28 protein-coding genes are annotated in these 24,203 nt (G+C 72.7%); 8 read left to right on the forward strand and 20 right to left on the reverse strand.

The window, feature by feature from the left end:
- Window positions 1-3: 3 nt before the first annotated feature.
- The gene (locus I8920_RS14870; RefSeq protein ID WP_198657038.1) at window positions 4-825 is read right to left on the reverse strand and encodes an alpha/beta fold hydrolase; all 822 of its coding nucleotides are present in this window, start codon (window positions 823-825) and stop codon (window positions 4-6) included.
- Between the two features lie 201 nt (window positions 826-1,026).
- Here I8920_RS14870 and I8920_RS14875 point away from each other — a divergent pair, with 201 nt between their 5' ends.
- The gene (locus I8920_RS14875) at window positions 1,027-1,596 is read left to right on the forward strand and encodes a hypothetical protein (protein WP_198657039.1); all 570 of its coding nucleotides are present in this window, start codon (window positions 1,027-1,029) and stop codon (window positions 1,594-1,596) included.
- A gap of 9 nt (window positions 1,597-1,605) precedes the next feature.
- A complete protein-coding gene (locus I8920_RS14880) occupies window positions 1,606-2,199 on the forward strand; it encodes a TetR/AcrR family transcriptional regulator (protein ID WP_198657040.1) in 594 nt (197 codons plus the stop codon).
- A 9-nt stretch (window positions 2,200-2,208) separates the two neighbouring features.
- On the opposite strand, the gene I8920_RS14885 is transcribed toward I8920_RS14880, so the two are convergent.
- Genes I8920_RS14885 through I8920_RS14900 form a run of 4 tightly spaced genes read right to left on the reverse strand, consistent with a single transcriptional unit; the run spans window position 2,209 to window position 4,844 of the window.
- A complete protein-coding gene (locus tag I8920_RS14885) occupies window positions 2,209-2,469 on the reverse strand; it encodes a type II toxin-antitoxin system RelE family toxin (protein ID WP_198657041.1) in 261 nt (86 codons plus the stop codon).
- Entirely contained in the window at window positions 2,466-2,726 is a 261-nt protein-coding gene (locus I8920_RS14890) for a type II toxin-antitoxin system prevent-host-death family antitoxin (RefSeq protein WP_225558252.1), read from the reverse strand. Before I8920_RS14890 ends, I8920_RS14885 begins: the two co-directional genes overlap by 4 nt.
- Before the next feature lie 28 nt (window positions 2,727-2,754).
- Complete coding sequence (locus I8920_RS14895) at window positions 2,755-3,267, reverse strand: methylated-DNA--[protein]-cysteine S-methyltransferase (RefSeq protein WP_198657042.1); 513 nt, start codon at window positions 3,265-3,267, stop codon at window positions 2,755-2,757.
- Window positions 3,264-4,844, reverse strand: a complete 1,581-nt coding sequence (locus I8920_RS14900; RefSeq protein WP_198657043.1) for an AlkA N-terminal domain-containing protein — start codon at window positions 4,842-4,844, stop codon at window positions 3,264-3,266. The genes I8920_RS14895 and I8920_RS14900 overlap by 4 nt, the downstream gene beginning before the upstream one ends.
- Window positions 4,845-5,070: 226 nt before the next feature.
- On the opposite strand from I8920_RS14900, the gene I8920_RS14905 reads away from it, so the two are divergent.
- Window positions 5,071-5,649, forward strand: a complete 579-nt coding sequence (locus I8920_RS14905) for a molybdenum cofactor biosysynthesis protein (protein ID WP_232832759.1) — start codon at window positions 5,071-5,073, stop codon at window positions 5,647-5,649.
- A 113-nt stretch (window positions 5,650-5,762) separates the two neighbouring features.
- Here the strand turns inward: I8920_RS14905 and I8920_RS14910 are convergent, their stop codons facing one another.
- From I8920_RS14910 to folE, 5 genes are all read right to left on the reverse strand, one after another.
- Window positions 5,763-6,305 carry a type 1 glutamine amidotransferase domain-containing protein gene (locus I8920_RS14910; protein WP_198657044.1) on the reverse strand — a complete coding sequence of 181 codons (543 nt, stop codon included), beginning with the start codon at window positions 6,303-6,305 and terminating at the stop codon, window positions 5,763-5,765.
- Window positions 6,306-6,393: 88 nt separating this feature from the next.
- The gene (locus tag I8920_RS14915) at window positions 6,394-7,047 is read right to left on the reverse strand and encodes an HAD-IA family hydrolase (RefSeq protein ID WP_198657045.1); all 654 of its coding nucleotides are present in this window, start codon (window positions 7,045-7,047) and stop codon (window positions 6,394-6,396) included.
- A 72-nt stretch (window positions 7,048-7,119) separates the two neighbouring features.
- The gene (locus I8920_RS14920; protein WP_232832760.1) at window positions 7,120-7,869 is read right to left on the reverse strand and encodes a pyrimidine reductase family protein; all 750 of its coding nucleotides are present in this window, start codon (window positions 7,867-7,869) and stop codon (window positions 7,120-7,122) included.
- Window positions 7,866-8,783, reverse strand: a complete 918-nt coding sequence (gene folP / locus I8920_RS14925; protein WP_198657046.1) for a dihydropteroate synthase — start codon at window positions 8,781-8,783, stop codon at window positions 7,866-7,868. The genes I8920_RS14920 and folP overlap by 4 nt, the downstream gene beginning before the upstream one ends.
- Window positions 8,780-9,391 carry a GTP cyclohydrolase I gene (gene folE, locus I8920_RS14930; RefSeq protein ID WP_198658789.1) on the reverse strand — a complete coding sequence of 204 codons (612 nt, stop codon included), beginning with the start codon at window positions 9,389-9,391 and terminating at the stop codon, window positions 8,780-8,782. Before folE ends, folP begins: the two co-directional genes overlap by 4 nt.
- A 157-nt stretch (window positions 9,392-9,548) precedes the next feature.
- On the opposite strand from folE, the gene I8920_RS14935 reads away from it, so the two are divergent.
- Window positions 9,549-11,024, forward strand: a complete 1,476-nt coding sequence (locus I8920_RS14935) for an NCS2 family permease (RefSeq protein WP_198657047.1) — start codon at window positions 9,549-9,551, stop codon at window positions 11,022-11,024.
- A 266-nt stretch (window positions 11,025-11,290) separates the two neighbouring features.
- Here I8920_RS14935 and I8920_RS14940 read toward each other — a convergent pair whose 3' ends face one another.
- Complete coding sequence (locus tag I8920_RS14940) at window positions 11,291-11,743, reverse strand: hypothetical protein (protein ID WP_198657048.1); 453 nt, start codon at window positions 11,741-11,743, stop codon at window positions 11,291-11,293.
- A 134-nt stretch (window positions 11,744-11,877) separates the two neighbouring features.
- Here I8920_RS14940 and I8920_RS14945 point away from each other — a divergent pair, with 134 nt between their 5' ends.
- Window positions 11,878-12,141 carry a hypothetical protein gene (locus tag I8920_RS14945; RefSeq protein ID WP_198657049.1) on the forward strand — a complete coding sequence of 88 codons (264 nt, stop codon included), beginning with the start codon at window positions 11,878-11,880 and terminating at the stop codon, window positions 12,139-12,141.
- A gap of 58 nt (window positions 12,142-12,199) precedes the next feature.
- On the opposite strand, the gene I8920_RS14950 is transcribed toward I8920_RS14945, so the two are convergent.
- Together I8920_RS14950 and I8920_RS14955 are read right to left on the reverse strand one after the other, a co-directional pair.
- A complete protein-coding gene (locus tag I8920_RS14950; RefSeq protein ID WP_198657050.1) occupies window positions 12,200-13,444 on the reverse strand; it encodes an MFS transporter in 1,245 nt (414 codons plus the stop codon).
- Window positions 13,441-14,013 carry an ArsR/SmtB family transcription factor gene (locus I8920_RS14955; RefSeq protein WP_198657051.1) on the reverse strand — a complete coding sequence of 191 codons (573 nt, stop codon included), beginning with the start codon at window positions 14,011-14,013 and terminating at the stop codon, window positions 13,441-13,443. The genes I8920_RS14950 and I8920_RS14955 overlap by 4 nt, the downstream gene beginning before the upstream one ends.
- 86 nt (window positions 14,014-14,099) lie before the next feature.
- Between I8920_RS14955 and I8920_RS14960 the strand changes: the two genes are divergently transcribed.
- On the forward strand, window positions 14,100-14,615 hold the full coding sequence (locus I8920_RS14960) for a DUF1697 domain-containing protein (protein WP_198657052.1): 516 nt from the start codon (window positions 14,100-14,102) through the stop codon (window positions 14,613-14,615).
- A complete protein-coding gene (locus tag I8920_RS14965; protein WP_198657053.1) occupies window positions 14,612-14,998 on the forward strand; it encodes a VOC family protein in 387 nt (128 codons plus the stop codon). The genes I8920_RS14960 and I8920_RS14965 overlap by 4 nt, the downstream gene beginning before the upstream one ends.
- Before the next feature lie 50 nt (window positions 14,999-15,048).
- Here the strand turns inward: I8920_RS14965 and I8920_RS14970 are convergent, their stop codons facing one another.
- The 3 genes from I8920_RS14970 to I8920_RS14980 form a co-directional block, all read right to left on the reverse strand.
- The gene (locus I8920_RS14970) at window positions 15,049-15,816 is read right to left on the reverse strand and encodes an SDR family NAD(P)-dependent oxidoreductase (RefSeq protein WP_198657054.1); all 768 of its coding nucleotides are present in this window, start codon (window positions 15,814-15,816) and stop codon (window positions 15,049-15,051) included.
- 180 nt (window positions 15,817-15,996) lie between these two features.
- Window positions 15,997-18,507, reverse strand: a complete 2,511-nt coding sequence (locus tag I8920_RS14975; RefSeq protein WP_198657055.1) for a glycoside hydrolase family 65 protein — start codon at window positions 18,505-18,507, stop codon at window positions 15,997-15,999.
- A gap of 52 nt (window positions 18,508-18,559) precedes the next feature.
- Window positions 18,560-19,321, reverse strand: coding sequence for an HAD family hydrolase (locus I8920_RS14980; protein ID WP_198657056.1), 762 nt, complete (start codon window positions 19,319-19,321; stop codon window positions 18,560-18,562).
- A gap of 202 nt (window positions 19,322-19,523) precedes the next feature.
- Here I8920_RS14980 and I8920_RS14985 point away from each other — a divergent pair, with 202 nt between their 5' ends.
- The gene (locus tag I8920_RS14985; protein ID WP_198657057.1) at window positions 19,524-20,879 is read left to right on the forward strand and encodes an APC family permease; all 1,356 of its coding nucleotides are present in this window, start codon (window positions 19,524-19,526) and stop codon (window positions 20,877-20,879) included.
- 72 nt (window positions 20,880-20,951) lie between these two features.
- On the opposite strand, the gene I8920_RS14990 is transcribed toward I8920_RS14985, so the two are convergent.
- From I8920_RS14990 to hxlB, 4 genes are all read right to left on the reverse strand, one after another.
- A complete protein-coding gene (locus tag I8920_RS14990) occupies window positions 20,952-21,674 on the reverse strand; it encodes an alpha/beta hydrolase (RefSeq protein ID WP_198657058.1) in 723 nt (240 codons plus the stop codon).
- Window positions 21,671-22,759, reverse strand: coding sequence for a bifunctional GNAT family N-acetyltransferase/class I SAM-dependent methyltransferase (locus I8920_RS14995; RefSeq protein WP_198657059.1), 1,089 nt, complete (start codon window positions 22,757-22,759; stop codon window positions 21,671-21,673). The genes I8920_RS14990 and I8920_RS14995 overlap by 4 nt, the downstream gene beginning before the upstream one ends.
- 136 nt (window positions 22,760-22,895) lie before the next feature.
- Complete coding sequence (gene hxlA, locus I8920_RS15000) at window positions 22,896-23,519, reverse strand: 3-hexulose-6-phosphate synthase (RefSeq protein WP_198657060.1); 624 nt, start codon at window positions 23,517-23,519, stop codon at window positions 22,896-22,898.
- An 11-nt stretch (window positions 23,520-23,530) separates the two neighbouring features.
- Window positions 23,531-24,094 carry a 6-phospho-3-hexuloisomerase gene (hxlB, locus tag I8920_RS15005; protein WP_056072118.1) on the reverse strand — a complete coding sequence of 188 codons (564 nt, stop codon included), beginning with the start codon at window positions 24,092-24,094 and terminating at the stop codon, window positions 23,531-23,533.
- Window positions 24,095-24,203: the final 109 nt, after the last annotated feature.

A 24,203-nucleotide genomic window follows, 5' to 3' on the forward strand; every position in this document is an offset into this window, starting at 1 on the left:
CAGTCAGCCGCGGGGCGAGACGGCGTGGGTGCGGACGCGGTCGACCAGGGCGAGCAGGGTGTCCGGGTCGGGCACGTGCCCCTGCCCCGGGATCTCGGCGAACTCCGAGCCGGGGACGGCGTCGGCGACGGCTGCGGCGGCCAGGCGCATCCACTCCAGGCTGTCACTGCCGGCCCCGACGAGCACGGGGACGCCGACGGCTGCCGCGACACGTTCGGGCACCGCCAGGCCGTTCATCACCCGGACCTCGCGGCCGAGCACGTCCGCGTTGGCGACGAGTGCCCGCCAGAGCACCGTCTTCAGCCGCAGCGCCGTGGCCTGCCCCATCGGCACGCCGAGCACCTGCGTCAGGAACGCGCGGACGGCCTGGGCGCGACGGCCGGCTGCGACGTGCTCGTCGAGCAGGTCGGCGAAGACGACGTCGTCGGCGTGCGGGTCGACCGATGCGCGGTACGGCGGCTCCCACAGGACCGCTCCGTCGGCACGGAGGCCCGTGGCGAGTGCCTGCAGGACCACCCCGGCGCCGACGCAGATGCCCACGACGGTGACGGGGGCGCCGACGCTCTCGACGACGGCACGCAGGTCGTCGACCTCGCGCTCGATCGCCCACGGAGCCGTGTCCCCGCTCGCACCACGACCGCGGCGGTCGTAGGTCACGACGCGGTGGGCCGCCCCGAGTCCGGTGGACACGCTGTCCAGGTAGGGCGTGCCGCGGTGGTCGAACGCGCCGCCCACGACGACGACCGCAGGACCGTCCCCCGCCTCGGACACGGCGAGGGCGGTGCCGTCGGAGGAGACGACCGTTCGGTCGACGAGAGGGAGCATGGGGTCCTTCGAGAGGTGGTCGACGGCGTTGCGTCGAGGCCTCGGGCAGGCCGTGCGGGTACCGGTCCCCCGAGTGTCCCAGTGCCGGTGGTCCGTGTCTCCCCCCGGTTCCAGGGGCAGAACCGTCCGAGTCCCCCTCGACAGGGCACTTCCGCATGCCCTACGTTGAGTACACCTGTACTCACAAAACTGGAGGAAGACGTGACGTTGATCGCCATCGTCGCCTGTGAGGTCGCGTTCTGGATCGCGATCCTCGGCGGCCTGACCACCCGGTACCTCCTGCGACGGCCGCGCCTCGGCGCCGCGCTGTTCGTGGCGGCACCGCTCATCGACGTGCTCCTGCTCGCGCTCGTCACGGTCGACCTGCTCGGCGGCGGGACGGCGTCGTGGCACCACGGGCTCGCCGCGATCTACATCGGCGTCTCGATCGCCTACGGGCACCGGATGATCGCGTGGGCCGACGCCCGGTTCGCCCACCGGTTCGCCGACGGGCCGGCTCCGGAACGGCTGTCCGGGTGGCGGTACACGGCCCGCTGCTGGGGCGACGTGCTGCGGACCACCGCCGCCGTCCTCATCGCGGGCGGGATCATCGGTGGACTCGTGCTCGTCGTCGGCGACCCGGACCGCACGGCCGAACTGCAGGGCACGGTCGCGGTGCTCGGGGTGATCCTGGGCATCGACCTGCTCTGGGCGATCAGCTACACGATCTGGCCGCGCAAGACCGCCGCCGCTGCGGTCGGTGGGCCGGCCGGACAGCCGGGCCGGTCGTAGGCTGAGCCGGTGCCCCGCCGCGTCGACCTCGAGGAACGAGGAGCCCTGGTGACCGCAGCCTGCCTGCGGATCCTGGAACGGGACGGCCTGGGCGCTCTGTCGGTGCGGAACGTCGCGGACGAGGCCGGCATCGCCCCCGCGTCGTTCCGACGCATGTTCCCGACGCAGGACGCGCTGCGCGAGCACTGCCTGACCGTCGTCGAGGAACGGGTGACCGCGCGGATCTCCGCGCTGCGCTCCACCGGCCGCGCGCTGGCGTTGGACACCCTGGCCCAGGTGCTGCCGCTCGACGCCGAGCGCACCGCGGAGATCCTGGCGCAGGTGCAACTCGGCGTGCTCTCGCGCACCGACGAGCACCTGGCCACCCGGGCCCGTCGCCTGAACGACGGGGTCCGTCGGGTGTGTTCCCGGGCGCTCGAGGTCCTGCGCGAGGACGGCCGCCTCGGTGCCGGTCGGGACCCGGACGACGAGGCCGACCGGCTGCATGCGCTGGTCGACGGACTCGCGGTCGGGCACACCTGGGACCCGGCCGCCCGGAGCCCGGAGCGGGTCCTGGCGCTCGTCGAGCTGCACGTGGACAGCCTGCGCGGCCCGGTCGGCTGATCGTTCCCGTCAGCGGTCCCGGTAGACCTCGCGCCGGTGCCCCGCGTCGACGACCACCACGATGAGCTTCCCGTCGTCGATCCGGTAGATCAGTCGGTAGTCGCCGGAACGGACGCGCCACCCGGGGCGGTTCACGAGCTTGCGGGCAGCGGGCGGGCGTGGTTGCTCGGCGAGGATCGCGAGGAGCCCCTCGATCCGCCGCCGCCCGTCGAGCGGCAGCTTGCGGATGACGCGTTGTGCAGCCGGGATGACCTCGACCGAGTAGCTCACCCGAGACCGAGTTCGCGCTTGAGGTCGTCCCACTTGACGTTGTCGCCGCCGATGCGCGCGCTCTCGGCAACGGCTTCGTCGTAGGCGACCAGGTCATCCAGGTCCTCCGCTGCCTCGAGCAACCGGTCGAGGACGGCTGCGTCGACCACGGCCGCGACGCGCTTGTTGCGCCGGGTCAGGTAGACGGGTTCGCGTCGGGCATCGTCGATGATCGACGCCAGTCGCCCGCGTGCTTCAGAGATCGACACTTCGCTCACCTGTACATTCTAGAGCGTTTTGTACAAGTCAGACGAGTGCCGTGGTGCCGACCGACTCCCGTTCGAGCAGCGACCGCTTGACGTCGAGCCCCCACGCGAACCCGCCGAGCGTGCCGTCGGAGCGCAGCACCCGGTGGCACGGCACGAACAGCGCCGGAGCGTTGCGGGCGCACACGCTCGCCGCCGCCCGCACGGCGTCGGGACGGCCCATCGCCGCCGCGAAGCCGGTGTAGGTCAACGTGCTGCCGGCCGGGATCCGGCGGAGCTGGCGCCACCCCTCGGTGAAGAGCTCCGTGCCGAACTGCCGCACCGGGACCTGGGCGGCGTGCTCCACCTCGCCCGAGTAGAAGGCGTCCACCGCGTCGGCCGATGCGACCGTCCCGTCGAGCACGCGGTCGGGCCGGTGCCGGTCGGCCAGGCGGGCGAGGATCCGCTCGGCGGAGTCGGTCCACCCCGAGGCGAGCACACGGCCCTCGCCGTCCTCGAGCACGGTGAACGGCCCGTCTGGGGTGTCCAGGGTCTGGATGGTTGCGTCGGTCATCGGTCGTCCTTCCGGGGGTCGTCGGTTGCACGGTGCGTCCGGGCTCCGGCGGTCGCGGCCATCGCGCGGTCGATGATCGGTCGCCAGCAGTGCATCGTGAGGTAGCTCCGCCAGGGCGCCACCTGCTCCGACCATAGGGAGAGCGCACGCGCCGCTCCGGGCAGTCCGAGTTCCTGTGCACCGTTGCGCACGGCGAGGTCGCTGTGCAGGAACACGTCGGGGTGGTGGCGCACCCGCAGCGCGACGTAGTCGGCCGTCCAGGGGCCGATGCCCTTCACCGCGAGGAGCCCGGCCCGCAGATCGTCGAGGGACTGCGCGCCGTCGACCACGAGGGACCCGTCGGCGAGCGCCGCAGCCACGCGCAGGATCGTGTCCACCCGCGCCGCCGGACCACGCAGGACCTCGTGCCCGCGGGCCGCGATCACCGCCGCGGTCGGGAACAGCAGCCCGCCGGGGCGGATCGCGTCGGGCACCGGCGCGCCGAGTGCCGCGACGAGCCGGGTCTGCGCGGTCCGGGCCGCGGCCACCGACACCTGCTGGCCGATGAGGGTGCGGAACACGATCTCGTGCGCGTCCACCGCTCCGGGCAGTCGGAGGCCGGGGACCCGGGCGACGTGCTCGGCCAGCTCCGGCACGGCACCCAGGACGGCGTCGACGGCGACCGGGTCGGCGTCGAGGTCGAAGAGCGCGCGGACCCTCGCCACGAGCGTCGGCAGGTCCGACAGGTCGGTGACCCGCACCCGCAGGTCGATCCCGGCGCCCCGACCGGCCACGTCGGGGACGGCGGCCGACGCGCTGAACCAGCCCGGGCCTCCAGGCAGGGAGACCAGGCGTCCGTACGAGGTGACGCGCCCGTCGGCGTCCGTGTCCACCTGTTCCGTGGCGGGCAGCGCGTGCAGCGCGTGCCAGTCGAGCAGCCCCTGCGCGTCGAACGGAGCGCGCGCCGGCAGGTGCACGCGCAGCCAGCCGTCCGCGTGCCCACCGGGTGCTCCGCGCCGACCGCCCCGGCGCGCGCGGAGTTCGGTCGGGGTGACGGCGAAGACCTCGCGCACGGTGTCGTTGAACTGTCGGACGCTCGCGAACCCCGCGGCGAAGGCGACGTCCGCGACGGGCAGGTCCGACGACGTCAGCAGCGTGCGCGCGGTCTGCGCCCGGTGCGCCCGGCTGAGCGCCTTCGGTCCGGCGCCGAGCTCGGCCGTCATGATGCGGTTCAGCTGGCGCTCGGAGTAGCCGACCCGCGCGGCGAGACCGGGCACGCCGTCCCGCTCGACGACGCCGTCGAGCACGAGGCGCATGGCACGGCCCGCGACGTCCTCGCGGACGTCCCACTCGGGGCTGCCGGGGGTCGCCTCGGGCAGGCAGCGCTTGCAGGCGCGGAAGCCGGCCAGGTGCGCCGCCGCGCTCGTGCGGAAGAAGGTGACGCCGTCGACCCTGGGTGTCCGGGCCGGGCAGCTCGGTCGGCAGTAGATGCCGGTGGAGTGCACGGCGGTGACGAACTGACCGTCGAACCGAGCGTCGCGCGACGCGACCGCGCGGTGCCGTTCGGCGTGCAGCGCGTCGGTCTCGGAGGTGTCCATGCGCTCAGCCTGACACGCACCGCCGACGCCGACTGGCGGGAATCGGACGGCGCAGTGCACGGCCTGTCGATACGCCGGCGTCGCGGCGAAACGCCTCTTCCCGCTCGAGACGCCGCCGGATCCGGCGGCGTCTCGCGGAGGACGCGGCGTCCCGGCGACACGACGGCGTCACGCCGCAGGCGGACGCAGCAGTGGACGGACGGGAGGCCCGGCTAGCGTTGGGTGCGTGACCAGCGTCGACGACGTGGCCGGCCTCGCGGACCTGCCGTTCCGGACCGAGGTCGAGATCGCGCTCCTGCTCGTCTCGCCGCGGCACCGGTACGAGGGACGCCCGGCCGACGGTGCCCTGCCGGTGCGAGCGGACGATCCGGAGGAGTCACGGGAGCGGATCGCGCTCCGCGCCGGGCTCGGCATCGTCGGCGACCGCTACTTCGCCGCCCGGGCGCACGTGCACGCCTCGGTGACGGTCATCGGGCTCGAGGGGCTCGAAGCCGTGGCGGAGGGACTCGGCGTCGTCGTCGACCCCGCCGCGACCCGGCGCAACGTGTTCCTGCGCGGCGCCGACGTCGAGGCCCTGCGCGGCGAGCCGTTCTCGTTGACGAGCCTCGACGGCGGGTCCGGTCCGGTCCGGTTCCGCGGGTACCGACCGGCGAACCCGTGCGCGTGGATGGACCACGAGGTGGCGCCGGGTGCGTTCCGGGCGATGCGCGGACGGGGCGGGGTGCGGTGCGATCCGGAGTCCGACGGTGTGCTCACCCTCGGTCCCGCGGTGCTCCGCACGGCCCGCCCCGTGGCGCTCGGCTGACGCGGGCGGGGCCGCGCGGCGACGCCGTCGCTCGCGGCGCCCCCGCTCGCGGCGGTCGCGCTCGCGGCGGTCGCTCTCGGCGGACCCGCCGCGACCTGGCCGTCCGGGCCGGATCAGGCCGTCAGCGCCCGCTCGATCGCGTCGACGAAGGCCGGCAGGTCGTCCGGGGTGCGCGAGGTGATGAAGCCGCCGTCGACCTGGACCTCCTGGTCGACCCACTCGGCGCCGGCGTTGCGGACGTCGGTCTGCAGCGACGGGAACGACGTGATCGTCCTGCCGGGCAGCACACCGGCCTCGACGAGCGCCCACGGGCCGTGGCAGATCGCCGCGACGGGCTTGTTCGCCTCGGCGAAGGCCGTGACCAGCGAGATCGCCGAGCGGTCCTGACGCAGGGTGTCGGCGTTGATGGTGCCACCGGGGATGACGAGGGCGTCGAAGCCGCTCACGTTGACACCGGCGATGGTGGTGTCCGGCTCGAGGGACGTGCCCGGGTCCTTGTCGCCGACCAGGGTGTCGATCGACCCGGACTGCTGCGCCGCCACGGTCACCGTCGCACCGCGCTCACGCAGCTGCTCGGTGGGGACGACGATCTCGTCCTGCTCCACGCCGTAGTTCGTCGCGATGACGAGGACCTTCTTGCCGTCGAGGGTTGCCATGATCGCTCCTTCCGCGGCCCGGTGCTTCCGGCCGCAGCGACCAGGATCGTCCGCCGCCGCTGGACGCGCGTGCAGACGGCGGGGACGATCATCCCCGGATGCGGAAGGCGTCCCCGTCGCGCTCGACCGACAGGCCGGTGTAGTCGGACACCCGGTGCAGCCCGACGGTGACCGGTGCCTCGAGCGGGCCGACGACGACCGTGGTGGCACCCGAGGCGACGGCGGACTCGAGCCCGGCCGGGGCGTCCTCGAAGGCGACGCAGTGCGCGGGGTCGACCCCGAGCAGCGCCGCGCCGCGCAGGTACCCCTCGGGGTGCGGCTTGCCGCGCTCCATGTCCTCCGACGGGACGAAGGCCTCGGGCAGGTCGAGGCCGGCCGCCGCCATCCGCCCGGCGGCGAGCTCGCGCGGCGCGCTCGTCACCAGGGCGACCGGCACGCCGAGCTCGGCGAGCCGCTGCACGAACGCGATGGCTCCGGGGAGCGCGAGGATCCCGTCGGTGGCGGCGGTCTCGCGGGCGACCAGCGCGGCGACGATCCGCTGCTGCTCGTCGGCGGCCAGGTCGGGCAGGAAGCGCCGCACCGTGTCGATCGCCTGGCGGCCGTGCGAGAACGCCAGGATCTCGTCCGGGTCGACGCCGTGCTCGTGCCCGAAGTCGGTCCACGTGGCCTCGACCACCGCCGTCGAGTCGACGAGGGTGCCGTCCATGTCGAAGAGGACCCCGGACGCCACGATGTCGATCACGCCGCCGACCCTAGTCGACCGCCCCGGGTGTCGCCGGGCCCGAGCGACCCGACCCCGCCGGCCGCCCCGGGTTCACCGGGCCCGCACGTACCGTGTGAGCAGCACGTCGCCGGCCCCGCGCAGCACGTGCGTCGGCCGCATCCGCCGGAGCTCCGGGGACGAACCACGGGCGATCCGCGGGCCCTCGCCGCCCTCGAGCGTCGGGTCGATCGTCAGGGTCAGCTCGTCGACCGCGTCCGCCGCGACGAGCGCCCCGAGGAACGACGGCCCGCCCTCGCAGTGGACGGTCCGCAGCCCGCGGGCGACCAGGGCCGCCCGGATCGTGCCCACGTCCACGGTGTCCGGGTGCTCGTCCGTGCTGCAGGACACCACGTCGGCGACCTCGGCGAGCGCCCGACCCCGCTCCGAGGCGGCGCCTACGGCCGAGGTCAGCACGACCGGGCGCACCGGCGCCTCGGTGAACACCCGCGAGGACGGGTCGAGCGAGCCCGACCCCGTCACGATCGCGAACACCGGGTGGTCGGGCAGGCCGTGCGCGCGCCGCCAGGTCACGTCGGCGTCGTGCAGGACCATCGGCCCGTAGCCCTCGTCGCGGACCGTGCCGGCGGCGACGAGCACGACGTCGGCCACCCGACGCAGCAGGTCGAAGACACGCAGGTCGTCGTCGCCCCCGAGCGCTCCGGACACCCCGGCGGCCGAGGCGGAGCCGTCCAGCGTCGCGACGAAGTTCACCCGCAGCCAGGGGTCCCCGGCGTCGGCGGTGTAGAGCGCGATGAGGTCGTCGTCGGACAGCTCCGCGATCGACGGGGGCAGGACGTTCACGTGTTGTGCCTCGATTCCACGGGGGTGCGCCACCCGAGCGTCGCCTCGACCATGCGCATCGCGTCGACGCTCTCGGCCACGTCGTGCATGCGGACGATCCGCGCGCCGAGCATCGCGCTCACGGTCGCGACGGCGAGCGACCCGGACAGCCGCTCGCCGCGAGGGCGCCCGAGCGACTCCCCCACGAAGTCCTTGTTCGACACCGCGGCGAGCACCGGGTACCCGAGGGCGACGACCTCGGGCAGCCGTCGGGTCAGCTCCAGGGTGTGCACCGTGTTCTTGTGCAGGTCGTGCCCGGGGTCGACGATGATCCGCGACTCCGGGACGCCCGCGGCGAGCGCCCGGTCGACCCGTTCGCGCAGGAAGGCCACGACCGACGCGGTGACGTCGGGGTACTGCGGCGGTGCTGGCAGGGGCCGCCGCGGTTCGGCGAGGGAGTGCGTGATGACGACGGTGGCGTCGCAGTCCGCGACGACGGCGGCCACACGTGGGTCGGACAGCCCGGTCGTGTCGTTGATCACGCTCGCGCCCGCGGCGATCGCGGCCGCCGCGACCTCGGGCCGGAACGTGTCGACCGAGATGACGACGTCGGACTCGTCCGCGAGCTGGGACACGACGGGGACCACGCGCTCGATCTCGTCGGCCGCGGGCAGCTCCGGACCGGGGGCGAACTTCACGCCGCCGATGTCGACCCAGTCGGCGCCCTGCTCGGCGGCCCGGACCGAGGCGGCGACGGCGCGGTCGAGCTCGAAGGTCGCACCGCGGTCGTGGAACGAGTCCGGCGTGCGGTTCACGATCGCCATGACGGCGATCCGGTGGTCGAAGTCGATGGTGCGGCGGCCGATCGTGCGCACCGGGTGGCGCAGCTCCGGGACGACCCAGCCGGGTCCTCCCGCGGACGGGAGGCCCGTCATGCGTCCGCCCCGGCACTCGCGTCGTGCCCGGCGTCGGTCGCACGCCCCGTGCCGATGAGCGCGATGGCCTCGGCGCGGCCGGCGGCCTCGGCGAGCGAGCCGGTGGCGGCCACCGTGACGGTCGTCGAGCCGGTCTGCCGCTCCCCACGCGTCGTGACGCACTGGTGCTGCGCATCGAGGACCACGAGGACCCCCTCGGCGCCGAGCCCCTCGGCGATGGTCGCGGCGACCTGTTCACCCAGGCGTTCCTGCAGCTGCGGCCGCGAGGCCACCGCGTCGAGCACCCGTGCCAGCGTGCCGAGCCCGATCAACCGGTCCCCCGGTGCGTACGCCAGGTGGGCGACCCCGAGGAACGGCAGCAGGTGGTGCTCGCAGACAGAACGGAACTTGACGTCGCGGACGATCACGAGCCGGCCGCGTTCGCCGTCCTCGGCGTGCACCGTGCCGTCCCGGGCGATGGCGACGGCGTCGGTGCCGATGCCCGCGAAGAACTCGGCGTACGAGTCCGCGACGCGGGCGGGGGTGCGGGTGAGTTCCGGGCGGTCAGGGTCCTCGCCGATGGCGAGCAGCAGCTCGCGCACGGCGGCCTCCACACGGGCACGGTCCATGCGTGACGTCACCCGCTCATCCAACACCAGTCCTGGCCGCAGAACGCGAGCGGATGCCCAGCGCGAGGTGCGCGCACGACGCGGGGCGGGCCTCCCGGCCGGTGCAACCTGTGAGACCGGTGTGACACGCCCGAAACCCAGCGTCCTCTAAACTCTCGTGGTGAGCGCCCCGCAGACCGACACCACGCCCCGGAACCGCTTCGCGACCGGCCTCGACCGATTCTTCGCCATCACGCAACGCGGGTCGTCGATCCCCCGCGAGGTCCGTGGTGGGGTCGTGTCCTTCGTGACGATGGCGTACATCGTCATCCTCAACCCCCTGATCCTGGGTGGGTTCAGCGCCGACCAGGCCGCCAGGGACGTCGACGGCGGATGGCTCGAGAACGCTCAGGTGGCCGCGGCGACCGGCCTCGTCGCCGGTGTCATGACCATCGCGATGGGCATCATCGCGAACCTGCCGTTCGGCATCGCGGCGGGACTCGGGATCAACTCGTTCCTGGCCGTCAGCGTCGTGCAGCAGGTCACCTGGGCCGAGGCGATGGGTCTGGTCGTCATCAACGGCGTGGTCATCGTGGTCCTGGCGTTGACCGGGATCCGGACGATGATCTTCACCGCCGTGCCGGCCCAGCTCAAGGCCGCGATCACCGTCGGCATCGGCCTGTTCATCGCGTTCATCGGGCTCGTCGACTCCGGGTTCGTGCGGTCCTCCGGCATGGCGTCGCCGCCGCTGCAGCTCGGTGAGGACGGCTCCGTCGGCGCCCTGCCGACCATCGTGTTCCTGATCGGTCTGGTCATCATCGGCACGCTCATGGCCCGCCGGGTGAAGGGTGCGCTGCTCATCGGCATCGTCGCGACGACGATCATCGCGATCATCCTGCAGGCGATCTTCCAGGTGCCGACCTCGGTGGACTCGAAGACCGGCTGGAACCTCAACGCCCCCGGCCTGCCGAGCGCGCTGTTCGCCGTGCCGGACCTGTCGCTCGTCGGTCACGCCGACGTCTTCGGCGCCTTCACCCGCATCGGTCCGCTCGCCGCGTCGATGCTCGTCTTCACCCTCGTCTTCACGAACTTCTTCGACGCCATGGGCACCATGACCGGCCTGGCCAAGGCCGCCGGCGTCGCGCAGCCCGACGGCACGTTCCCCCGCCTGAAGTCGGCGCTCGTCGTCGAGGGCGTCGGCGCGATCGCCGGCGGTGGCGCCTCGGTGTCGTCGAACACGGTCTTCATCGACTCGGCCTCCGGCATCGGCGAGGGCGCCCGCACGGGCATGGCCTCCGTCGTCACCGGCCTGCTGTTCCTGGCGTCGATGTTCCTCACGCCGCTGACCCAGGTCGTCCCGCTCGAGGTCGCCGCCGCCGGACTCGTCGTCGTCGGTGCGCTCATGGTCGCGCAGGTCGCCGACATCTCGTGGACGGACTTCGGCGCAGCCCTGCCGGCGTTCCTGACGATCGTCGTGATGCCGCTGACCTACTCGATCGCGAACGGCATCGGCGCCGGCTTCGTCAGCTGGGTGCTCATCAAGCTGCTGTCCGGCCGCGGGCGTGAGGTCTCGTGGCTGCTCTACGTCGTCGCCGCGGGCTTCCTGCTGTACTTCGCGCGCGGGCCGCTGGAGGCGCTGCTCGGCGTCGGCTGACGCGGTCCGGGCGGGCCCGCTGGGCGGGCTTGGCTGGGCTGGGCCTGGCTGGGTCGGGCCTGGCTGAGCCGGGCCGGGCCTGGCTGGGTCGGGCCTGGCTGGGTCGGGCCTGGCTGGGCCTGGCGGAAGACGCCGTCGTGTCATCGAGACGCCGCCGGGATCGGCGGCGTCTCGACGTCCCCGGGGCGTCTTCCGCTGACGCCGGCGTCTTCCGCTGGCGCGTCGGTCGCGTTCGCGCGTCGGCGCGTCGGCTTGGAGGCGCGGTGTCAGTCCGGCAGGTCGCTCGGCGTCGCCTCGTGGTGGCGCTGGGCCTGGGTGCGACGGTCTTCCTTCATGCTCGCCTCGAACAGGTGGCGGCGGCCCTGCACGAGCTCGTCGCGCGCGGTGCGCTCGAGCTCCTTGGCCAGGGCGTAGTAGCCGTCGTCGTAGTCCTCGACGATCTGGAACGTCCAGCGCCCCTCGATGACGTTGCGGCCCACGAGCTCGGTGTCGATGCGGTCGGCGAGCTCGGTGTGCCCGGCCTTCCGCAGCTGCTCGACGGCCTCGCCGATGTTCAGGTCGGCGGTGCCGGTCAGCCGGTGGAAGCCGTAGAGCAGGCCGCGGGCGTGCTCGATGACCTCGACCGCGGCGGACAGCGTGCCGAGCGCCTCGACCGTGGCCTCGGACACCCCCTCGGGGACCTGGTGGCGTGCGTCGGGACCCTGTGCGTCGTTCGTCATGGCACCCGTCTACACGACGGCGTCTGCGACCGACGGGGGCTTCGTCCGCGACCCGCCGACGTGCGCCACCACCGCTTGCGACGTCAGGGGTCGGCACCTACCATTCGAACACACGTTCGAACGAGGAGAGCCCGATGCTGATCACCGACACGACCGCCACGGTGTGGTGGTCCCACGCGACGCCGACCCGGATGGTGTGGGCCGGACGACGATGGCGGGTGAGCGACACCCCCACCCGACTGACCGTGACCCGTGCCGAACTGCCGACCGCGATCACCCACGCGCCGGAACGGACGGTGGGGTGGCGGTTCCAGGCCACCGCCGAGGACGGCGAGTCGCTCGTGGTGGACATCGTGCCCGAGGGTGACGGGTGGGGTGTCGCCCGGACGTGGACGTGAGCGGCGCCGGCGGGGGCGGCACCAGGGCGGCTGCGGGCTGCAGCGGTGTCGGGGGCCGCTAGGCAGCGACCCGGTCCGCCGCCGCCGGTCGCTCCATCAGCCGCCAGGCGCCCCCGGTGAGCGGCGCGAGCGTCACCACGGTGTAGAGCACGAGGACCACGCCGAACGTCGCCTGCACCCCGGCGCCGTCGGCAGCGAACCCGGCGAGCAGCCCGCCGATCGGGATCCCCGCCCAGGATCCGGCGCCCAGCAGCCCGAACACGCGTGCACGCATGTGCTCCGGGATGCGCTCGAGCTCCACCGCGCCGAGGATCGGGTTGAGTGATCCCGCCGCCAGCCCCGACACCGCGGCCCCGGCGAGCATCCACGGCAGCCCGAGACCGAGGGCCGGCACCAGGAGCGACGGCCCGCCGGCGAGCACGAAGCACAGCACGAACGTGATCCGCCGAGGAACACGGTGTGCAACGTAGCCGAAGGCCACCGACCCGAGGAACGCGGCGCCGCCGAACGTCCCCGAGACGAACCCGAGCGCCTGCGCACCGCCGAGGACGTCGTCGGCGTACAGCGGGAGCAGCGTGGTCGACCGGGCCGCGTCGAGCAGGTTGGTGACGAGCACGAGGGCCACCACGAGCCGGAAGAACGGGTCGCGGACGCAGAACCGGAACCCCTCGGCGATGTCCTGCCAGTAGCCGGAGCGCGGGGCCGCACCGGCGCCCTCGGCGGACGCCCCCTCTGCCTGTCGCACCAGGACCGCCGCGAGCAGCGCCGCCGTCGCGAACGCCGCTGCCGTGCAGGCGAGTGCCGCCATCGGTCCGGCAGCCGCGACGAGCAGCCCACCGACCGGGGCTCCGATGAGGACCGACAGGCGCTGTGACGCCTCGAAGTGCCCGACCGCCCGTTCGAGCGGCACCCCGGCCGCCCTCGCCAGCCCCGGCAGCAGGACCCGCCGTGCGGACTCCCCCGGCAGATCGAACAACCCGCTGACGAAGACGAGCGCCAGGAGCGCCCAGAAGGGCAATCCCACGGTCCACGCGAGCACCGGCATCGCGAGGAGGGTCGCACCGCTGATGACGTCCGACGCGACGCTGGACCGGACGAAGCCGACCCGTTCGACGAGCGCCCCGCCGAAGGGACCGCCGAGGACGATCGGCACCGTGGCGGCGAACGCGGCGATCCCGACGTCCGTCGCCGACCCGCCCCTCGCGAGGACGGCGAACGGGACGGCCACCGTCGTGACCACGTTGCCGGTCCGCGACACGACCTGCACCGCGAGCAGCGCCCCCAGGCTGGCACGGGCACTCACCGTCCCACCAGGCGGTAGCTCTGCGTGACGGCCATGATGCGCTCGGAGCCGTCCCCCGGCGCGTGCGCGTCACTGACGGGGACCCACCGGTCGAGCACGGTGCGGAGTTCGACGCCGAGCGCGGCGAGTTCGTCGGGGGTGAGCCGGAGGACCTCGTCGGAACTGGTCGATGCCGTCACCCAGTCGCGCCCCAGCGCCGGTGCCTGTACGAGGAACCGCTCGTACTCCGCCGCGTACGCCTGGGCGACGGTCTGGCCCAGCGCCGTGGCGGCGAGCATCCGCTCCGGGTCGTCGAACGTGTCGGCGAGCGCCCACGAGGTGCGGTCGTCCGTGGCGCGCCACCAACGTTCCCGTCGGTCCGCACCGAGCTCTGGGGCGGGCTCGATGAAACCGGCCTCTGCAAGGCGCCGACAGTGGTAGCTGATGGTCCCCGGGGCCTCGTCGATCTCGTCCCCGAGCATCGCCGCGGTCTGGGGCCCTCCTGTGCGCAGGAGGCCGACGATCCGCAGTCGGGTCGGGTGGGCGAGGGCGCGCATGTGCGCGGCGTCGTCGAGTTCACGGGTGGTCACGGACCGACAGTAACTGCACAAGACACGTTGCGCAACAGTTCTTGTGGACCGTGGAGGTCGATCCAGATCAGCGCTACGGTTCCCGCATGACCAAGTGGATCGCCCTGCTGCGCGGGGTCAACGTGAACGGCATCACGATCCGGAGCGCCGAGCTGGCCGAACTGTTCCGCGAACTCGGACTCCAGGACGTCCGGACCGTGCTCGCCTCGGGCAACGTCGTGTTCTCCGCCGACGTGCCCGCGGACGAGCTGAAGACGTCGATCGAGCGGGCGCTGCGCGAGCGCTTCGGGTACGACGCGTGGATCGTGCTCGTCCCGCACCATGACCTCGCCGCGATCGTCGACGGGTTCCCGTTCGAGGCGTCCGAGGACCGGCACGACTACGTGGTGTTCGGCTCGGACGACGGCGCCCTCGATGCGCTGCTCGCGGACCTCGAGCTCGACGACTCCGTCGAGCGGGTCGCGCGCGGGTCGGGCGTCGTCTACTGGTCCTGCCCCAGGGGCTCGAGCACGGACACCCCGTTCGCGAAGCGGGTCGGCGCCGCGCGGTTCAAGCGCACGACGACGACCCGCAACGCGAACACGCTCCGGAAGCTGCTGTGAGCGCAGGCGGACTCCACCACGTGGAGCTCCGGACCGCCGACCTCCGGGCCGCGGTCGGCTCGTGGGGCTGGCTGCTCGAGACCCTCGGGTACGAGCCGTTCCAGCAGTGGGACCACGGTCGGAGTTGGCGGCTCGGAAGCCTGTACGTCGTGCTCGAATCGGCACCGGTGCCCGGGACGCACGACCGCCGCCAGCCGGGACTCAGTCACCTGGCGTTCCATGCCGGCGACGCGGCGACCGTCGAGCGCATCTGGGCCGAGGCGCCGGAGCACGGGTGGTCGCGCCTGTACGAGGACCGCCACCCCTTCGCCGGCGGCCCGGACCACCGTGCTGCGTTCCTCGAGGACGCCGAGCGGTTCAAGGTCGAGCTCGTCGCGGACTGACCGGGCCGGCCGGGCGGTGACCGCAACCGACCAGCCCGGGCCGTCTCTCCCTACGCCTGCGGCGGCTGCCCGTTGCTCGCCATGGTGCCGCCGTCGACCGGCAGAACGGCACCGGTGACGAACGACGCGCTGTCGCTCGCCAGGAAGAGGATGGCGGCGGCGACCTCGTCGGAGCGGCCTCCGCGGCCGAGTGCGACGCGCTCGGCGAACTTCGCCTGCAGTTCCTCGTCCTCGGCCTGCTGCTGGGTCAGGTCCGTCCAGATGAGCCCCGGCGCGACCGCGTTCACCCGGACGCCGAACTGCCCGTTGTCGAGCGCCGCGGCCTTGGTGAAGTTCGTGACCCCGCCCTTCGCCGCGTTGTACGGGCTCATCCGCCAGTCGGCGTCCTCACCGGAGACCGACGAGGTGTTGACGATCGAGCCCTTCGTCTCGCGCAGGAACGGCAGCGCCGCCCGTGTGCCGTAGAACACCCCGGACAGGTCGGTCTCGATCACCCGGCGCCACTCGGCGGTGCTGATGTCGGTGATGTCGCCGGAGCTGAACGTGCCGGCGTTGTTCACCAGGACGTCGAGCCGGTCGAAGCGGTCGATCGCCGCGGCCACGACGGGCTCCCAGTCCTCGGGGCTGGCGACGTCCGCGCGCAGCACCACCACGCGGTCGGTCGGCAGCGAGTCACCGACCGCGCGGACCTTCTCCTCGACGCTGTCGGTGAGCACGACCGAGGCGCCTTCGTCGATGAACGCCCGTGCGGTCGCCTCGCCGATGCCGGAACCGGCGCCCGTGACGATCGCGACCTTGCCGTCGAACCTGTTGCCCATGGTGTCTCCTCTTCGTTGCACGATCCGTGCCCGGGGAGACGCCGTCGGCCCGACGGGCACACCACGACCGTGCCCCCGGGCGGCTGAGCGCGTTCGGAGGTGACGGGCCCGAGATCGCACTCCGCCCCGGCACCGCGAGGCGGAACCGGGGCGGAGTGCGATCTCAGCGGGGTGAAGGCGTCAGCCGGTCGAGTCGTCGAGGTCGAAGTCGCGCTCGAGCGAGATCGTCGGGATCGACGCCGTGATCACCGAGCCGTCCGCGCGCAGCGTGCCCTGGATGTCGCTCGTGGTCGGGGCGTGCCCGGTCATCCGCGGCCCCTGGTGCGGCAGCTCGACGACGGTCGGCGCGCCGGCCTCGACGTCGTACTGCTGGTTGTGCACCCACACGGTGACGCCCGAACCGGTCTCCACCGTGAACGTCATGGTGTCCTGCTCCAGGTCGACCCGGACCCGCGACCCGTGCACCGTCAGGCGGTAGGTCAGGCGGTCCCAGTGGCGCGGCAGCCGCGGGTTGAACGTCATCCGTCCCCCGTGGTCGCGCATGCCGCCGAAGCCGTTGACGAGCGCACCCCAGATGCCGCCGGTCGATGCGATGTGCACGCCGTCCGAGGTGTTGCCGTGCAGGTCCGCCAGGTCGACGTAGAGCGCGGTCTGGAAGTACTGGTCGGCGAGGTCGTGGTACCCGACCTCGGCCGCCATGATCGACTGCACGACCGCCGACAGGGTCGAGTCACCCGTGGTGAGCGCGTCGTAGTAGTCGAAGTCGCGACGCTTCTCGGCCGCCGTGAACTCGTGTCCCTGCAGGAACAGTGCCAGCACGACGTCCGCCTGCTTGAGCACCTGGAACCGGTAGATCACCAGCGGGTGGTAGTGGAGCAGCAGCGGGCGCTTGGAGTCCGGGGTGTTCTCGAGGTCCCAGAGTTCCTTGTCGAGGAACTGGGCGTCCTGCGGGTGGATGCCGCGGTGCGGGTCGAAGGGGATCTCCATCGACTCGGCGGCGTGCTCCCACTCGACCAGCTCGTCCGCACGCAGACCGGTCCGCCGCACCATGCGGTCGTACTCCTCGGTGTCGTCGGCGGCGAGCTCGCGGCAGGCGTTGACGGCGAACCACAGGTTCGCCCGCGCCATCACGTTCGTGTAGAGGTTGTCGTCGACGACGGTCGTGTACTCGTCCGGCCCGGTGACACCGTCGATGTGGAACTTCTTGTCGCCGTTCGACCGCCAGAAGCCCAGGTCGGCCCACAGGCGCGCGGTCTCGACCAGCACGTCGATGGCACCGCGCTTCAGGAACTCCCGGTCGCCCGAGGCCCGCACGTACTGCATGAGGGCATGCGCGATGTCCGCGTCGATGTGGTACTGCGCGGTGCCGGCCGCGTAGTACGCGCTGGACTCCTCGCCGTTGATCGTCCGCCACGGGAACAGGGCTCCGCGCTGGTTCAGCTCACGCGCCCGGGCCCGCGCCGCGTCGAGCATGTTGTAGCGGAAGCGCAGCGCGTTCCGCGCGACGATCGGCGCCGTGTACGACAGGAACGGCAGGACGTAGATCTCCATGTCCCAGAAGTAGTGACCGCCGTACCCGGAGCCGGTGACGCCCTTGGCGGCGATGCCGTGGCCGTCGGTGCGTGCGGTGGCCTGGGCGAGCTGGAACAGGTTCCAGCGGACGGCCTGCTGGATCGCGGGCTGTCCGGCGATCTCGACGTCGCTGCGGGCCCAGTAGTCGTCGAGCCACTCGCGCTGCTTGGCGAAGGTCTCGTCGACGTTCTCGGCGTGCGCGCGGTCGAGGGTCCGGTCGCAGCGGTCGGCGAGTTCCCGCACCGGCACGCCGCGCGACGTGTGGTAGACCACGTGCTTCACGAGCCGGATCGGCTGCCCGGCGCGCGCCTGCACGCGGTACACGTGCTTCGCCAGGTCGTCCTCGATGGACGAGGACTCGTCCCAGCTGTTCTCGGTCTCCAGGTGGTGCTCGACCCCAACGCAGATCGTCATGCCGGAGCTCGACGCCTGGTACCCGAGCACCGAACGGCCGCCGGTGCTGCGCTTCAGCTTGGGCTCGAGCACCCGGTCGGTGAACGCCTCGGCCTTGCGGGGGTCGAAGGCGTTCGCCGCCGCCCGCATGCCCGCGTGGTACTCGTCCTGCACGTCCTGGCGGTTGAGGATCTGGCTGGACAGCAGGATCGAGGCGTCGGCGTCGAGCACCGTGACCTCGTAGTCGAGGACGGCCAGGTGCCGGTCGGTGAAGGACACCAGGCGACGCGAGCGGATGAGCACACGCTTGCCCGACGGCGTCGACCACTCGGTCTCGCGGAACAGGTAGCCGCCGCGGAACTCGAGCCGCCGCGTGTGGCGGAGGATGTCGGCCTCGGCGAGCACGAGCGGCTCGTCGTCGACGTAGAGCCGGACGACCTTGGCGTCGGGGGCGTTGATGATCGTCTGCCCGGTCTTCGCGAAGCCGAAGGCGTCCTCGGCGTGCCGGATCGGCCAGGTCTCGTGGAACCCGTTGATGTAGGTGCCGTACTGCACACCGCCGCGCCCCTCGTCGAGGTTGCCGCGCAGGCCGAGGTACCCGTTGCCGACGGCGAAGTTCGTCTCGGCGACGCCCTGCTCGTCGGGGGCGTACTCGGTCTCGACGAGCGCCCACTCGTCGATCGGGTAACGGACGCGGTCGAGCGGGTCCGAGGTGATGGGGTTCATGCTGCTCCGTGGGGATGGAGGGAAGTGGGGTGCGTCGGTCCGGCTGCTCGGCCTACGTCGTGGTGGGCGCGGGCAGCTCGTCGAGCAGGTCGGCGAGGTCGGTCACGACGACGTCGGCACCGTGCTCGCGCAGGGCGTCGGCACCGGCACCGCGGTCGACACCGATCACCAGGCCGAACGCCCCGTTCCGGCCGGCCTCGACCCCGCTGGTGGCGTCCTCGACGACGACGCACTCCGCCGCCGTCAGGCCGAACCGACCGGCTGCATCGAGGTAGGTGTCGGGAGCGGGCTTGCCGGTCAGGCCGTCCTGTCGCGCGACGAGCCCGTCGACGACGACCGGGAAGCGGTCGAGGATGCCGGCCGTCCGGAGCACCGAGGTGGCGTTCGCCGAGCTGGAGACGACCGCGACGGACATCCCCGCGGCGATGGCGGCGGTGAGGAACCGCAGTGACCCCGGGTACGGCTCGACCCCGTGCTCGTCGAGTTCGGCGGTGAACTCCGCGTTCTTGCGGTTGCCGAGACCGCACACGGTGTCCGCGGTCGGGTCGTCGTCGGGGGTGCCCTCGGGCAGCACGATGCCGCGCGACGCGAGCAGGGTGCGGACGCCGTCGTACCGCGGCTTGCCGTCGATCGAGTCGAAGTAGTCCTGCTCCGTGTAGGGCGCGACGCCGTGAGCGGCGAGGTAGGGCGTGAAGAGTCGGCTCCACGCGCGCATGTGCACGTCGGCGGTCGGGGTGAGCACCCCGTCCAGGTCGAACAGGAGCGCTCGCTGGTCGGCGAGTCGCGCGGGGGTGCGCTGGTCCTGCGTCGTCATCTGCGGTCCTCCGGGGGACTGGTGGTGGACGTGTGGCTCCCGACGAGTCTAGGACCGCTCCAGGTGGCACGCTGCGGCGCGCCGACAGCCTGTGGAGCGCACCGGCGACCGGCCGGGTGTGGAGGACCACCGCGTTCACCGGCTCTCCTGTGCATCCACCGATGACCGGACCGGCACGCTGTCCCGGACGGAAGGCACCACCATGACCAGCGACACCGCGGCACCGCCGCACGACGGCTCCCCGTCGAAGCTCCGCCAGGCGATCACCGGACCGCTGCTGTACCTCTTCATCCTCGGCGACGTGCTCGGCGCCGGGATCTATGCCCTGATGGGCACCCTGGCGAAGGACGTCGGCGGGGCGCTCTGGGCACCGCTCGTCCTCGCGCTCCTGCTCGCCCTGCTCACCGCGGGCTCCTACGCCGAGCTCGTGACGAAGTACCCGAAGGCGGGTGGCGCCGCCGTGTTCGCCGAGCGGGCGTACAAGACCCCGATCGTCTCGTTTCTGGTCGGGTTCAGCATGCTCGCCGCCGGTGTCACGAGCGCCGCGGGCCTGTCGCTCGCGTTCGCCGGCGACTACCTCGGCACCTTCGTCGACCTGCCCCCGGTGCCGACCGCGATCGTGTTCCTCGCGCTGATCGCCTGCCTGAACGCCCGCGGCATCTCGGACTCGCTCAGGAGCAACGTCGTGATGACGATCATCGAGGTCTCCGGCCTGGTCATCGTCATCGTGGTCGTCGCCGTGATGCTCGGTGGCGGTGGCGGTGACGTGTCGCGCATCGGTGCCTTCCCGGCCGAGGCGAACCCCGCGCTCGCCACCCTGAGCGCCGCGATCGTCGCGTACTACTCGTTCGTCGGCTTCGAGACCTCGGCGAACATCGCGGAGGAGGTCCGCGAGCCCCGCCGGGTCTACCCGAAGGCCCTGTTCGGCGCCCTCGCCACCGCCGGCGTCGTCTACGTCCTCGTCGCCCTCGCCAGCGCGATCGCCCTGCCGGCCTCGGAGCTGACCGAGTCGAGCGGCCCGCTGCTCGCCGTCGTCTCCGCCACCGGAGTCCCGATCCCGGACTGGGTGTTCAGCCTCATCGCCCTGGTCGCCGTCGCGAACGGCGCGCTGCTCACGATGATCATGGCGAGCCGTGTCACCTACGGCATGGCCGAACAGCGGCTCCTGCCCGCCCTGCTCGCGAAGGTCCTGCCGAACCGCAAGACCCCGTGGACCGCGATCGTCGCGACCACCGTCGTCGCGATGCTCCTCACCCTGGTCGGTGACGTGGGTGTGCTGGCGGAGACCGTCGTGCTCCTGCTGCTCTTCGTGTTCATCAGCACGAACGTCGCCGTCCTGGTGCTCCGCCGCGACCGCGTCGAGCACGACCACTTCAAGGTCTGGACCTTCGTGCCCGTGCTCGGCGTACTGTCGTGCATCCTGCTGCTCACGCAGCAGAGCGGTCAGGTCTGGCTGTACGCGGCGATCCTGCTGGCCGTCGGTGTGGTGCTGTACTTCGTCGCTCGGTTCACCGGGCGCCGTTCCGGACGCGACCACGAGGCGGGCGTGATCCGCTGACGCGCACGCACCACGGGCCTCCAGGCAGACGGTCTGGAGGCCCGTGGTGCGTCCGCCGGTCGTCGCGGCTGATCAGCGCAGGTCGCGCACCCAGACCTCGATGGCGTCCGAGATCTGCTGGCGGGCATCAGCAGGGCTGATGGCCGCCGTCCGGTCGCCCGGCTGGTCGCCGTAGGCGCCGAAGTCGGCGTGGTTCGCCCCCTGGACCTCGGTCGTGGTCGCGGTGGACGGCAGCCGGTGCCGCGCCGCGTCGACCTTCGCCGGGGTCGAGAGCCCGTCGCGTGAGCCCGACACGCTCAGCACGTCGACGTACGAACGGCTGATGTCGTCGGCGCAGTAGCTGCCGAGCAGGAGCAGGCCGTCGGCGTCCTGGGCGAGCTGGCACGCGCGGACCCCGCCGAGGGAGTGTCCGCCCACCGCCCAGCGGGCGACCTCGGGCGCGTGCGCCTGGAACGTCGACAGCGGACGGGTGTCGAAGAACGCGAGGTTGAGCGTCGGCTTCGTGATGACGACGGTCGTGCCGCTCGCGACCACCTGGCGGAACGTCGCCATGTAGGCGTACGGGTCGACCTTCGCGCCCGGGATGAAGACGATCCCGACGCCGTCGGCCTGCCCGGTCGGCGTCATCACGACCGAGTCCCCCGCGTCCCGCACCGCGACCCGGTCGTCGCGCCAGACCTGCAGGGCCGCGCTGCGGGTGCCCTGCATGACGATGTGCGCCCAGACGAGGAACACCACCGCGAGCAGCACGAGCACGGCGACGATCCAGGTGCTCACGCGCAGTGCTCGGTTCACGGCGTCCCTGCTTCCCGGGGGCGCCGTGCGACGACGGTGAGCCACCGCTCGTCGGCCTCCGGACGCGTCGTCTCGCGGACGTCGACGTCGGCCCACCCGGAGCGGGCGACGAGCTCGGCGAGGGGCTCTGGCGCCCAGTAGGTGAAGTGCCGGGCGTGGTCGAGCTTCCGGGTGCTCCACGCATCGCCGTCGCCGTGCTTCACGGTCGCGGCCAGCACGCCGTCTGGCTGCACGGCCTCACGGAGGCGAGCGAGGAGGTCCCCGAGCTCCGTCCGTGCGACATGCAGGAGCACCGCGTTCGCGAACACGGCGTCGTACGGGCCGCCGAACGCGTCCGAGCGCACGTCGAGCAGGCGTGCCTCGTGCCCCTGCTTCCGCAGCGTCTCGACGAACGACCGCGCGCCGTCCGTTCGGTCGACCACGAGCCCGGCGGCCTCGAGCGCGAGGGCGCCCCGCCCCGGGCCGGACCCGAGCTCGAGCACCCGCGCCCCGACGGGGACGAGCGCGAGCAGGTCGTCGACGAGGCCGGCGCGGTGGTCGTCCGTGCGATCCGTGTAGCGATCGGCCGCGCGTTCGTAGGCGTCGAGCGTGCGCTCGGCGGTGAGGTCACGGCGCATCACGACCTCGCGCCGCCCGCCAGGCAGGGCGTCCCCAGGCTCGTCGACCGCGGTGAAGCCGCAGCGCTCGTACGTGCGGCGGGCCGCGGTGTTGTCCGACGCAACCGACAGCTCGAGGTGGTGCGCTCCGGTGCTGGCAGCCCAGGTTGCGACGGCACGGATGAGCGCAGCGGCGATCCCACGGCCCCGGGCGGCTGGGTCGACCCACATCGAGATCAGTCCAGCGGTACCTGGGTCCTCGCCCGTCACCCCGCTCACCATGCCGACGACGGAACCGTCCTCGGTCTGGGCGAGCAGGTCGAGCGCTCCGGGCATCGAGAGCCGGGCCCGCCGCCGGTGCGATGGAGCGTCTGCCCAGTCGGCGAGCGTCGAGCCGAAGGCTCCCGGGGAGTCGGCGAGCGCCGCGAGTCGGACCGGCCGCCAGGTCTCCCAGTCGTCCGGCGTCACCCGGCGCAGTGTGATCGTCACACGCCGACGCTACCGCTCGGCAGGCGCGGTGTTGCGGGCACCCGACACAGCGAGAGAGCAGAAGACGCCGGGTGCGGTGGTCGCACTCGACGTCTTCTGCTCACTCGGTGTCGCCCGGACGGGCGACCGTGACGCGCTACTTGATCGCGGCGCGAATCTCGGCGGCGGCTGCGCCGACGTCCGACGCGCTGTAGATCGCACTGCCGGCGACGGCGATGCGGGCACCGGCCTCCTGGACCGAGGCGACCGACGACGCGTTCACGCCGCCAGCGATCGAGAACGGCACACCCGACTCCTTGCCGGCGTCGAGCAGCGTCGAGAACGTGAAGCCCTCCTCCGCCTGCTCGTCGAGCCCGGCGTGGACCTCGACGAACTCGGCGCCGAGCTCGACGACCTCGCGGGCACGGGCGGCCTTGTCGGAGACGCCGATCAGGTCGACGACGATGCCCTTGCCGTGCTTCTTGGCGGCCTTCACCGCGCCGGCGATCGTCGAGTCCCCGGCCACACCGAGCACGGTGACCAGGTCGGCACCGGCCGAGAACGCGATGTCGGCCTCGAGCTCACCGGCGTCCATCGTCTTGAGGTCGGCGAACACGATCTTGTCGGGGTGGGCCTCCTTGATCGCGGTGACGGCGGACAGGCCGGCGCTCTTGATCAGGGGCGTGCCGAGCTCGAGGACGTCGACGTGCGGCGCGGCCGCGGCGGCGAGCTCGAGGGCGGCTTCGGTGGTCAGGGTGTCCATGGCGAACTGGAGCTGCATGGGGATGCCTTTCATTCGAGGTTGGCGTGGCGGGGCCAGAGGTCGTCGGCGGACTGCCCGCCTCGGGTCCACAGGGCGTGGAACACGGCGTCGCCCACCAGGGCGACCGCCTGTTCGAAGAGGCCACCGGCGTACTGGGCCGAGGCCGTTCCGGAGCGGTCGGTCTTGGTCGCGGCGGGGAGCACGATCGTGACGTCGGCGAGCTCGGAGAGCGGGGAGTCGTCGGTGGTCGAGAGCGCCACGACGGATGCGCCGACCTCGTGCGCGGTCCGCGCGGCCTGGACGATGCCGGTGGTCGTGCCCGAGCCGCTCGCGACGAGGAGCAGGTCACCCTGACGGATGGCCGGAGTGGTGACCTCGCCGACGACGTGTGCATCGAGCCCGAGGTGCATGAGGCGCATCGCCGTCATGCGGAGGGCGAGTCCGGAGCGCCCGGCGCCGTGCACGAACACCCGGTCCGCACCCTCGATCAGGTCGAGGGCACGCTGCGCGGGAGCGTCGTCGAGGCGTGCCGCCAGGTCGCCGACCTCGCGGACGACCAGGTCGAGCGCTGCGGAGACGGTGGTTGCTGCCATGCCGTCGATCCTCCCGTCGCGGGCTCCGCCGCACCGCTACCCGCGTCGGCGGGCTGCCCGTCCGATCGGGTGGGCCTGTCCGCACGGGTGGGACGGGTAGGTTCGGCTC

Source organism: Curtobacterium sp. YC1 (genome assembly GCF_016267665.1).
Classification (GTDB): domain Bacteria; phylum Actinomycetota; class Actinomycetes; order Actinomycetales; family Microbacteriaceae; genus Curtobacterium.

Excerpts from the sequence above, each read along its gene's own strand:
- I8920_RS14980 (WP_198657056.1), bottom strand. The coding sequence starts at position 19,321 with ATGACGACGCAGGACCAGCGCACCCCCGCGCGACTCGCCGACCAGCGA.
- I8920_RS14975 (WP_198657055.1), bottom strand. The coding sequence starts at position 18,507 with ATGAACCCCATCACCTCGGACCCGCTCGACCGCGTCCGTTACCCGATC.
- I8920_RS14900 (WP_198657043.1), bottom strand. The coding sequence starts at position 4,844 with ATGGACACCTCCGAGACCGACGCGCTGCACGCCGAACGGCACCGCGCG.
- I8920_RS14970 (WP_198657054.1), bottom strand. The coding sequence starts at position 15,816 with ATGGGCAACAGGTTCGACGGCAAGGTCGCGATCGTCACGGGCGCCGGT.
- I8920_RS14940 (WP_198657048.1), bottom strand. The coding sequence starts at position 11,743 with ATGACGAACGACGCACAGGGTCCCGACGCACGCCACCAGGTCCCCGAG.
- folE (WP_198658789.1), bottom strand. The coding sequence starts at position 9,391 with ATGGACCGTGCCCGTGTGGAGGCCGCCGTGCGCGAGCTGCTGCTCGCC.
- I8920_RS14870 (WP_198657038.1), bottom strand. The coding sequence starts at position 825 with ATGCTCCCTCTCGTCGACCGAACGGTCGTCTCCTCCGACGGCACCGCC.
- I8920_RS14945 (WP_198657049.1), top strand. The coding sequence starts at position 11,878 with ATGCTGATCACCGACACGACCGCCACGGTGTGGTGGTCCCACGCGACG.
- I8920_RS14910 (WP_198657044.1), bottom strand. The coding sequence starts at position 6,305 with ATGGCAACCCTCGACGGCAAGAAGGTCCTCGTCATCGCGACGAACTAC.
- hxlA (WP_198657060.1), bottom strand. The coding sequence starts at position 23,519 with ATGCAGCTCCAGTTCGCCATGGACACCCTGACCACCGAAGCCGCCCTC.
- I8920_RS14960 (WP_198657052.1), top strand. The coding sequence starts at position 14,100 with ATGACCAAGTGGATCGCCCTGCTGCGCGGGGTCAACGTGAACGGCATC.
- I8920_RS14985 (WP_198657057.1), top strand. The coding sequence starts at position 19,524 with ATGACCAGCGACACCGCGGCACCGCCGCACGACGGCTCCCCGTCGAAG.
- hxlB (WP_056072118.1), bottom strand. The coding sequence starts at position 24,094 with ATGGCAGCAACCACCGTCTCCGCAGCGCTCGACCTGGTCGTCCGCGAG.
- folP (WP_198657046.1), bottom strand. The coding sequence starts at position 8,783 with ATGACGGGCCTCCCGTCCGCGGGAGGACCCGGCTGGGTCGTCCCGGAG.
- I8920_RS14895 (WP_198657042.1), bottom strand. The coding sequence starts at position 3,267 with ATGACCGACGCAACCATCCAGACCCTGGACACCCCAGACGGGCCGTTC.